6 protein-coding genes are annotated in these 10188 nt (G+C 74.9%); 1 reads left to right on the forward strand and 5 read right to left on the reverse strand.

Going from position 1 to position 10188, the window contains the following annotated elements:
• Positions 1 to 34 precede the first annotated feature (34 nt).
• On the forward strand, positions 35 to 2446 hold the full coding sequence (locus ABZ805_RS07050) for a right-handed parallel beta-helix repeat-containing protein (RefSeq protein ID WP_358435582.1): 2412 nt from the start codon (positions 35 to 37) through the stop codon (positions 2444 to 2446).
• A gap of 279 nt (positions 2447 to 2725) precedes the next feature.
• On the opposite strand, the gene ABZ805_RS07055 is transcribed toward ABZ805_RS07050, so the two are convergent.
• From ABZ805_RS07055 to ABZ805_RS07075, 5 genes are all read right to left on the reverse strand, one after another.
• Complete coding sequence (locus tag ABZ805_RS07055; RefSeq protein WP_358435584.1) at positions 2726 to 4780, reverse strand: hypothetical protein; 2055 nt, start codon at positions 4778 to 4780, stop codon at positions 2726 to 2728.
• 358 nt (positions 4781 to 5138) lie between these two features.
• Positions 5139 to 8063, reverse strand: coding sequence for a hypothetical protein (locus ABZ805_RS07060; protein WP_358435587.1), 2925 nt, complete (start codon positions 8061 to 8063; stop codon positions 5139 to 5141).
• Positions 8064 to 8290: 227 nt separating this feature from the next.
• Positions 8291 to 9031, reverse strand: a complete 741-nt coding sequence (locus tag ABZ805_RS07065; protein ID WP_358435589.1) for an ATP-binding cassette domain-containing protein — start codon at positions 9029 to 9031, stop codon at positions 8291 to 8293.
• Between the two features lie 337 nt (positions 9032 to 9368).
• A complete protein-coding gene (locus ABZ805_RS07070; RefSeq protein ID WP_358435592.1) occupies positions 9369 to 9722 on the reverse strand; it encodes a hypothetical protein in 354 nt (117 codons plus the stop codon).
• A gap of 56 nt (positions 9723 to 9778) precedes the next feature.
• Positions 9779 to 10015 carry a DUF397 domain-containing protein gene (locus ABZ805_RS07075; RefSeq protein WP_358435594.1) on the reverse strand — a complete coding sequence of 79 codons (237 nt, stop codon included), beginning with the start codon at positions 10013 to 10015 and terminating at the stop codon, positions 9779 to 9781.
• Positions 10016 to 10188: the final 173 nt, after the last annotated feature.

The raw sequence follows: 10188 nt of genomic DNA on the forward strand, positions 1-10188 counted from the left end.
TCGCACGCACGGTGAGTACGGAGGAACCGGGAACGTGAGCCAGAACGTCATCATGGTCACCCAGGGCACCGGCCAGGGGCACCGGAGCATCGGAGACGCCGTGGACAGCGCGTCCGAGGGTGCGGTGATCGTGGTGGGTCCCGGGCGCTACACCGAGAACCTGGTGCTGACCAAGGCCATCACCATCACCGCTGAGGACGGTCCCGGGACCGTTCGGATCGTGGCGCACAAGGGGGTCGCGGTCGCGCTGGCCGCCGATTCCGCCGCGCTGTCCGGCGTCACCATCGACGCCATCGACGGGGAGAACCCGGCCGTGCTCGCCACCGCCGGTCAGCTCACCCTCACCGAGTGCGAGGTCCGCGGCAGCGGCTGGGCCGCCATCTACGCCCGGGACACCGGCAGCGTGCTGATGCGCGAGTGCAAGGTGCGCAACCAGGTCGGCGCGGGCGTCGTGGTCACCTCCGCGCAGGGCGGCGTGCTGGACTCCTGCGAACTGCTCGAGCTCGGCACCTCCGCGGTCGTCGTCGCCGACGGCGGCGGGCTGACCGTCCGCGCCTGCGCCGTGCGCGAGGCCGCGGGCAACGGCATCTGCCTCAACGGCCGCGGCCGGATCACCGTCGAGGACACCACCGTCGCGGGCACCTCGAAGCCCGCCATCGCCGTCGAGCAGCACGCGCAGCTCACCGCGACCCGGCTGAACGTGGTGGACAGCAAGGGAATCGGCTTCTACCTCGCCAGCTCCGAATCCGTGCAGCTGGAGGAATGCCGGGTCGAGCGCGCCGGAGCCGAGGGCATCTACGTCGCCGAGTCCTGCGCGCCGATCATGCGCGGCTGCCGCGTCCAGGGCGCCCGCGGTCGCGGCCTGCACTTCGCCGGCCGGGCCTCCGGCGAGATCAGCCGCTGCGAGGTGTCCGATGTGGACGGAATCGGCATCGGTGTGACCGAGCGCAGCGTCCCCGAGTTCGACCAGACCGACGTCTCCGCCTGCAGCGGCGGCATCCGCGTCGACGACGGCTCCGACCCGTTCTTCCGCAGGCTCCGCGTCGTCGGCAGCGACGGCGCCGCCATCGCGGTGGACACCGGGGCCCGCGGGCGGCTGGAGAACATCGAGATCGACCAGACCGGCGGCTCCGGCGTCGAGGTCACCGGCGAGGCGCGGCCCGCCGTCAGCGGCCTCAGCATCCGCCGCGCGGGCGGCTCCGGCGTCGAGGTGAAGGGCGCCGCGCTGTCCCTGGCCAACTGCGACATCACCGAATCCACCGGGTACGGCGTGCACGCGGGCCCGGGCGCGGACCTCACCCTGACCAAGTGCCGGGTGCACGGCAGCGGGAAGGTCGGCTGCCACTTCGCCGACGGCGCCTCCGGCTCCGTCACCGACTCCGAGTTCACCGGCGGCGCCTCCGACGGCGTGCACCTCGAGACCGAGGAGACCGTGCAGCTGTCCGGCTGCACCGTCCGCGACAACCGCGGCAGCGGCGTCCGGCAGGTCAAGCCCAGCGCGAAGATCACCGTGGAGAACCTGATCAGCGGTGGCAACGGCGCCCAGGACGCCTACGGCAGCTCCGCGGCGGCCACCGGCGACCAGCAGCCCGCCGACCAGCAGGCGCAGCCCGCGCGGGACCGCGCGCCCAGCGGCTCCGACCCGCTCGGCGAGCTCAACCGCCTCGTCGGCCTCGACGGCGTGAAGCGCGAAGTGACCTCGCTGGTCAACCTGAACAAGATGGCGCAGCGCCGTGTCGACGCCGGGCTGTCCGCGCCGCCGATGGCCCGCCACCTCGTCTTCGCCGGCGCTCCCGGCACCGGCAAGACCACCGTCGCCCGGCTCTACGGCCAGGTCCTCGCCGAACTCGGCGTGCTGCGCTCCGGCCACCTCATCGAAGTGGCGCGCGCCGACCTCGTCGCCCAGATCATCGGTGGCACCGCGATCAAGACCACCGAAGCGTTCAACACCGCGCTCGGTGGCGTGCTGTTCATCGACGAGGCCTACACGCTCAGCTCCGGTCGCGGCGGCAGCGGACCCGACTTCGGCCGCGAAGCCATCGATACCCTGGTGAAGCTGATGGAGGACCACCGCGACGACGTCGTGGTCATCGCCGCCGGGTACTCCAACGAGATGCGCGACTTCCTCAGCGCCAACCCCGGCATGGAATCCCGGTTCAGCCGCACCATCGAATTCGCGAACTACTCGCCGGACGAACTCGTGACCATCGTCGAATCGCAGTGCCGCAAGCACGACTACAAGCTCGACGACGACGCCGTGACCGTGCTGCTCGAGTACTTCGAGGCCATCCCGAAGGACGGCACCTTCGGCAACGGCCGTACCGCGCGCCGCGTGTTCGAAGCCATGACCGACCGGCAGGCGTCGCGGCTCGCGGTGGACGTGTCGGCGGTCGCCGACGACCTCACCATCCTCAAGGCGGAGGACTTGGACACGTCGTTGGTCTGAGTCCTGGTCTGCTTCGCTGCTTCTGCCGCGCAGTGGTCGGGTGGCGGAACCTCAGCGGCTCCCTCGCTGCGGGATCGATTCCACCGGTGGCTCCGCCACAGGCGAAAACGCCGTCCTCGCGAGGGAACGGCTGAGAACCCGCTGCGGTGTCGGCGGTTGCGCTGGTGGTCGTTGCGCAGGGGCTCCACCGCTGACGGGCGAGGGGCGCCGCGCGTCGACGGCGGCGCGGAGGACTCGGCTCGGCGGTGCCGCCGTCGGTGGGGCGCGCGGTCTTCCTGATCAGCTGGCTCGGGCGGTGGATTCGCCGGGATCGGTGGACTCGTGTTCCGCCGCGGCCGGTTCGGGATCGGCTTCGGCCGCCATGGCCGCGCGGAGCGTGGAGACGTCCACCCGGACCGTTTCGGCCGCCGCGGCGGGGGCCGGGCCGCCGGACATCGTGATGTGCGGGGCGGCCGCCGCGGGCGGTGCCGCGGCAGTCGGGTTCCCCGTCGCAGGGGCGGTTTCGGACTCGGTGGGCTCGGCGTTCGCCGTCGCGGATTCCGCTGGTGCTGCGGGAGATTCCGCAGGCGCTGCCGCCGCCACGTCGGCCGCGCGTACGACGGTGGTCTCTTCGGCTGCGGGAGTGGATGCGGCCGCTGCCACGTCCGCGGCGCGTACGACGGTGGTCTCTTCGGCTGCGGGAGTGGATGCGGCTGCCGCCACGTCGGCCGCGCGTACGACGGTGGTCTCTTCGGCTGCGGGAGTGGATGCGGCTGCTGCCACGTCCGCGGCGCGCACGACGGTGGTCTGCTCGGCGACCGGCTCGGCCGTCGCCGCGACCGGTGCGGGGGCACCGCTCGTGCGGACGGCGTCCGGTGCACCCGCGGCCGCCGCCACGTCCGCCCGGACCACCTGGGTGCGCTCCACCCGCTGCGTCCGCTCGGTCTCCGCTGCGGCAGGCGCCGGTGCCGCGGCCTGGCGGTGCACCCGCACCGTCGCGTGCTCCTCGTCGCGCAGCGGCGCCGAGAGCACCTTCGGGAACGCGACCCGGCCGCGCAGCTCCCCGGCCGCCTGCAGCAGCGCCGATCGCGCCGCCCGGTCCGCGACGCCGAGCACCAGGATCCGCACCCGTGCCAGCTGCTCCCGGTCCAGCCCGCTCAGCACCCGGTTCAACGCGAGCGCCGCGCCCTCCGGCATCGGGGTGCACGGCACGCCGACCGTGATCGTCAACCGGTCCACCTCGAACGCCAGCCGGTCCGCGGAGGTCGCGGACGCCACCTTGCTCGCGGGCACCAGGGCCAGCCCGGCGGGCACCACCTTCGCGATGATCTCGTGCGGCGTCGGCTGCACCTCCGGCGAACCGCTCCAGCGGTACACCAGCGGCCCGCCGGGCACCCAGCCGCGCGGTGCCAGGTTCGCCTGCACCGCGGCGATCCGGCCGTCCGGGCCGTACCGCATCGCGGCCACGAACGGGCGCCAGGTCGGCGCGCCGATCGCGTCGACCAGGTGCGCGGCCTCCAGCCCGCCCAGCTGCTGCAGCGGGCCGATCGTGGCCACCACCTCGTGCCCCAGCGTCCGGGACAGCTCCGCGAGCCACCCGCCGGACGCGGTCCACTGGTCCAGCGGCACCAGCTGCATCCGCAGCCGCACCGCGTCCGGGAACCGCCGCAGCAGCGCCGCCACCTGGTGCGGCAGCAGACCGCGGCCGCCGACCACCAGCCGCGGGCGGGCGGACGCGATCGGAATCCAGCGGGCCGGTTCCAGCAGCTGCTCCGCGCCGTCCGGCGCGGCGGCGAGACCCGCTGGCACCGGGCGCAGGTGCAGCGTCCCGTCGTAGCCCGCGCCGCGCGGCAACCGGTCCTCCCAGTCCGGGCGGGGGAAGCGGGTGCCGTGCGCCTCGCCGGGGCCGTCCGCGGTGAACCGGATCCACCGGTGGTCCTCGTCCCCGGCGTACACGCAGCCGCCCGCGACGATCCGGACCGGGCCGCTCGGGGCGTGCACCTCGGCGCCCAGCTCGCGGGCGAGCTTCTGCGCCTGCGGGCGGCCGCGGCCGCGCTCGCCGAAGGACGGCACCGCCACCCACAACCGGACCTGCTCGGCCGGGTTCCGGGTCGGCTCCGCGGCGGCCACCGCGGCTCGGCAGGCCTTGCGCAGCGCGGTGCGGAAACCACCGGCCTGCACCGAGGCGGGGGAGACGAGGACGAGGCCTTCGCCGCGGCCGACCGGCACGGTGCCCGCCAGCGCCGCGCTCTCCTCGTCCGCAGCCGATCGGCGCACGACGAGCACGGTCGAGCCGTGCGCTCGCACGACCAGGTCGCGAACCCGTGCGGTCCCGGATTCGTCGAGGTCAGACATGGATTTCGCTCTCGTTCTCCGCGCCCGGAGGTCCACGAGCCGTCCGCGCATCCGTCGCGTCCGCGCGGTGATCGGCGGTTCCGGGGTCTCCGGCGCCGTTCGGACCGGGCGAGCGGTTCGCGGTGAGTCCGGCCGCGGTTGCGCCAAGTGTGCACTGCAGTTGAACACTAACACCGAACAGGCGTCGCGGAACCGGTCGGCGACCGTCCCCGGTGACCCACCGCAGCGGTCCCCACCCCCGGGCATCGGACCGTTCCCGAACGTGTTCCCGCTGTTCACCGGGGTGCCCGCGATGATCTCCGGGCTGCGGCGGCGGGCGCCCCGGTGTTGTCGGAGGTTTTCCCTCGGTTGTGGACCGCTAGTGCTCCGCGGGCTCCGGCACCTCGTCCGGGACGAAGCCCACCGGCTCGGCCAACCGGGCCAGCGCATCCCCGGCGGGGGTGCGGGGCTGGGCCCGCCGGTGCTTGCGGGCCAGCCGCATCAGCTCCAGGTGCTCGGCGTCCGAATCCGGGGCTTCCCCGGGCTCCTCGGCCCGCCCGAGCTCGCGCAGCAGCACCACCGGCCCGTCCGCCGCGCGGTCCACGTCGAGCACCGCGAACCGGGCCCCGGCCGGGAACACGACTTCCCCGGTGGTGTCGCCCAGCGGCGCGGTGCGGCGCGCGTCCTGCGACCAGAGCATCACCTGCGCGTGGTCCGCGGCGCGCACCGGTTCGGTGCTGGCGCTGAGGAAACCCGCCTCGGACACCGGCATCCCCGGCTCGTACACGTCCAGCACGTCCAGCTCCAGCAGCCGGTACACCGGCCCGCCGTGCACCGGCAACCGGCGCAGCCCGGACATCAGGCACACCGCGTGGTCGCCGAACTCGTCCCGCCCCGCGCCGCGCAGCGCGCGGTTCACCGACACGGCGCCGAACGCCCCGGCGCCCAGGTACAGCCGGGCGGCCACCAGGTCCGCTTCGGGTTCCGGTTGCACCTCCTCGCCGGAGGTGGCCAGCGCGGCGCGCACCGCCGCCAGCCCGCTCTCGAAGTCGGTGCCCGCCCGCTGGGCGAACGCGGTGCGCTGCTGCTCGCTGCTGCGCCGTTCGGCGAGGAACTGCGGCAGCGCGGGCACCGGTACCAGCGCCGAGCGCTCCCCGGACGCGGCGCGACGCGGCGGCAACCGCAGCGCGGCCACCGACAGCCGCGTGGTGCGGTCCGCAGGGGCGACGGGGACGTTCGCCGGGTCCGGTTCCGGCGGGTGCACCTGCGCCGCGCTGATCGTGGCGAGCTGGGTGACCCGGACCGGCTCGGGCTGCTCGGCCCGCTTCGCGGCGGCCGCGGACAGCCGCGCCTTGCGCTCCCGCGACCGCAGGGACAGGGGAGAGGCGCCCGGCTGGCGCTTGGGCAGCGCGGACGGGGTGGCGAGCTGCGTCATCGACACCTCGGCGGACATCCGGGGGACGTCCTGCGCGGTGTCGGCGCGCACCGCGACCGGGAACCCGGCGTCGGCGGGGAGCAGGCCGGTGAGCGGAATCTTCCTGGTGGCCAAGGACGTCACCGGTCCCGGGGACTCGTCCGAGGTACCGGGACCGTCCGAAGTGCCCGGTTCGGGCCCGGCCTTTCCGGGCGACGGCTCGGCCGGGGTTCCCAGCGCTTCGGTAGCGGTGGTCCCCGAGCCGGTGGGCTCGGCGGAGTCGGCGGGAGGCCCGGCGGGTGCTGCGGACGCGTCCGGCACGTCCGCACCGGTCCCGGTACCGGACGAGCCCTGCGCCGCGGCCGGTCCGTCCGAGGACCGGGGTGCCACGACGGGTTCGCCCGCCGGAGCCGACACCGGAGCACCCGGCTCGGCCGGATCACCCGGCGCTGCCATGGGGACACCCGTCCCGGCCACCGGATCGCCCGGACCCGCCACCGGATCGCCCGGCTCGGCCACCGGATCACCCAGCCCCGCCGCCGCGGGCAGCACCGCCGGGAACCGCAGCCGGTCGGCCAGCGGCCCGGCCGCGCCGCGCAGCTGCTCGCGCATCGGCTCCGGCGCGATGCCCTGCACCAGCAACCGCACCCGCGCCCGCTGCTCGGCGTCCAGCCCGGACAGCAGCCGGTTCAGCGCCGCGGGCATCCCCTCCGGCAGCGGGGTGCACGGCCAGCCCAGCACGACGGTCAGCCGGTCCGGTTCGAACGAGAGCCGGTCGGCGGCGCCGGGGACGCCCGCGCGCGGCGCGGGCAGCAGCGCGATGCCCGCGGGCACCACCTTCGCGATCACTTCGTGCGGGGTGGGCTGCGGATCGGTCATCCCGCTCCAGCGGAACACCAGCGGCCCGGCGGGCAGCCAGCCGCGCGGCGGCGCCCCGGCCAGCACCGGTTCCACCCGCCCGTCGGGGGAGTACCGCAGCAGCGCCGCGAGCGGCAGCCAGCTCGGCCCGCCCCGCTGGTCGGGGACGAGGGTGAACTCGGCGTGCACGCCGTGCCGGATCAGCCCGGTGGCGGCCACCACGTCGTGCCCGAGGAGCGCGGCGAGCTTGCCGAGCCACTGCGGGGAGGCGGGGTCCGGGTGCGCGGGCACCAGCTGGATGCGGTCCCGCACCGTGCGCGGGAAGCGCCGCAGCAGCGCCGCGACCTGGTGCGGCGCGATGGACGGTCCGCGCGGCCCGCCGAGCACGATGCGCGGGTGCTCCGCGGACACCGCGACGGCGTGCCACACCTCGTCGGCGGTGGTCTCCGCGGTCGCCGAGGCAGCCAGCCCCGCCGGGACCGGTTCGGCGTGCAGCCCGCCGTCGTGCACCGCGCCGCGGGGCAGCAGCGCCTCCCACGGCGGCTGCGGGTAGCGCGCGCTGTGCAGCTCACCTGCGCCGCCGCCCGCGGGGAACCGGATCCAGCCGTGGTGGTCGGCGCCGGTGAAGATCGAGCCGCCCGCGACGAAGGTGACCGGGCCGTCCGGGGCGTACACCTCGACGGAGAACTCGCGGGCCAGCTTCTGCGCGGTGGACCGGCCGCGGCCGTCGAGCCGACCCGCTCCGGAGATCGCCAGCCACAGCCGCGGCGCATCGGAGCCGGTGGTCTTGGCGCGGGCCGCGGCGGTGACCGCCATCCTGCTGGCGTGGCGCAGCGCGGCGCGGAACCCGCCGGCGCGCACGGCTTCGGCCGCGGCCAGCACGAGGCCGTCGCCCGCCGCGACGGGCACGGCGCCGAACACGCGCTGCTCGGTCTCATCGCCGCCGGAGGAGTGCAGGATCAGCACCGTCGAGCCCTGCGGCCGGACGATCAGATCGCGGACCCGGACGGGTTCGACTTCCGGTTCTGACATCGACCTGCTCTCGTCGGGCGCGCTCGAAGGACCCGCCGCTCGGCACTCGCCGGGGATCGGGAGGGATCACCCGTGGTGCGGCCGCGGCCGGGACGCCGTGCGCGGGGTTCGGTGGGGCAGGGCGGTCGTCGCGCGCCGACCGCGTGCGCACCATGATCGCATCCGGCGCGCTCGGTGTCGCCGGTCACTCGGAACCCGCCGCGGGCGTGGCCGCGCGACGCGCGGGATCAGGCGATGTGCTCGGCCGCGGCGGACTCGCAGCCGCAGTCCGCGGGGCGCTCCCGCTCCTGCACGACGCGCCCGTCCTGCAGGACGACGACGCGGTCGGCGTAGCCGGCGACGGACGGGTCGGCGGAGAACAGCACCAGCGGCAGCCCGAACTCGGCGCTGCACTGGCGCAGCAGCCGCAGGTGGTGCCTGCCGGTGATGGCGTCGAGCGCGGCGGTCGGCTCGTCCACGAGCAGCAGGTCGGCCTGCTGCAGCACGGTGCGGGCCAGCGCCACGCGCAGTTCCTCCGCACGGGTCAGCGACGGGGTGGCGCGTTCCAGCAGCGCCCGCACGTCCAGCACGTCCAGCGCGCGCTGCAGCAGCTCCGGGTCCGCGCGCCTGCCCGCGGTGTCCAGCGGCAGCAGCAGGTTGTCGGCCACGTCGAGCTGGGGCAGCAGGTTCGCCTGCGGGTAGACGACGCCGATCCGGGTGCGGCGAAACTCGGTGCGGGCGCCTTCGTCGAGCGCGGTGAGCTCGGTGCCCGCGATCCGCACCGACCCGCGGGTGGGGCGTTCCAGCCCGGCCAGGCAGCGCAGCAGCACGCTCTTGCCGGAGCCGGTGGGTCCGACCACGGCGGTGCAGCGCCCGGGGGTGACCCGCAGGGTGACGTCGTGCAGCACCGGTCGACGAGCCGTCCCGAATTCCTTGCTGATCCCGTCGGCGATCATCGCGCCGTTGCTCATCGGGCATGTCGCGGACACGGGGTCCTCCTCCTCGTCGTGGGCGCCCGGTACCGGCCGGCCTGCTCGTCCACCGTCGCCGACCGCCGAGGTGGGCGGATCGGCCCATCGGCCGGGGTCGCCTCCTGCGGGAGGCCGAGATCGGGCGCGCGTCCCTCGTCCCGTGGGACGTGCCGGGAGCCGCGGGGTTGCTCGGCGCGGGTGCGTTCCGGTGCCGTGCGTTCGGTTTCGGCAGGTCGGCGCCGGTTCCTGCCGGGGCCGGTCGTTCCGGCGCCGGATGCGCGAACGGCCGCGGCGGTCCGCCGGGGTGGGGCGGACTGCCGCGGCCGTGGATCGTCAGCCGCCTGGCCGGGCCGGGTCAGGCGGAGGCGGCCAACCAGGTGGAACGCCCCGCGCGGGTGGGTACCCAGCAGCCTTTCGCGGCGGCCCGGTCCTCGTCGGGGTCCGCCAGCGCCAGCGCCGCTTCGACCACTTCGTCCGCGGAACCGGTGGTGCGCCACAGCACGGTCTTCGGGAACAGGACGTCCGGCTCGTCGCCCGGGATGCGGGCGGCGTCGGCTTCGTCCTCCCCGTAGAGCTGCACGATGTCGATCACGCCGTGGTGCACCCGGATGCCGACGACGGCGATGAGGGTGCCGTTCGCGTCGCGGGGGTGCGCGAAGTGGAAGTCGCGGGCGATGAGTGCCTGCAAGCCGTCCGTTATGTCGTTCATGACGCCACCGAGGGTTCTGCGCGAGCGCTGGTCGATTGCGGGGGGCGGGCCGGGGGTCAGACGATCAGGTCGTCGAACTCGCCGTCCTTGGCACCGGACAGGAAGGCCGCGATCTCCGCCCGGGTGTAGATGAGCGCGGGCCCGTCCGGGTAGCGGGAGTTGCGGACCGCGATGTCACCGTCCAGCAGGGAGGCCAGCTCCACGCAGTTGCCCACCGAGCCGCTGTGCGCGCTCTTTCTCCAGGACGCTTCGGGTAGCTGTCCCGCGATCATTCCGTTTCGGATCTCCGGCATCGAAGTTCCCAGCCTTCCCCGAGTTGCTTGCAACGATCAGATGCACGTGCATCTGATCGTGCAAGGACCGTATCACTGAGCCTGCGGTGGGTGCGGGTTCTGGGGTCCATGAATCCGATCATCCGGACTCGAACACGCGTTCGCCACTACACGAGCGGGTGGTCCTGAACCGG

The sequence above is a fragment of the Saccharopolyspora sp. NPDC047091 genome, assembly GCF_040643635.1.
GTDB lineage: Bacteria > Actinomycetota > Actinomycetes > Mycobacteriales > Pseudonocardiaceae > Saccharopolyspora_C.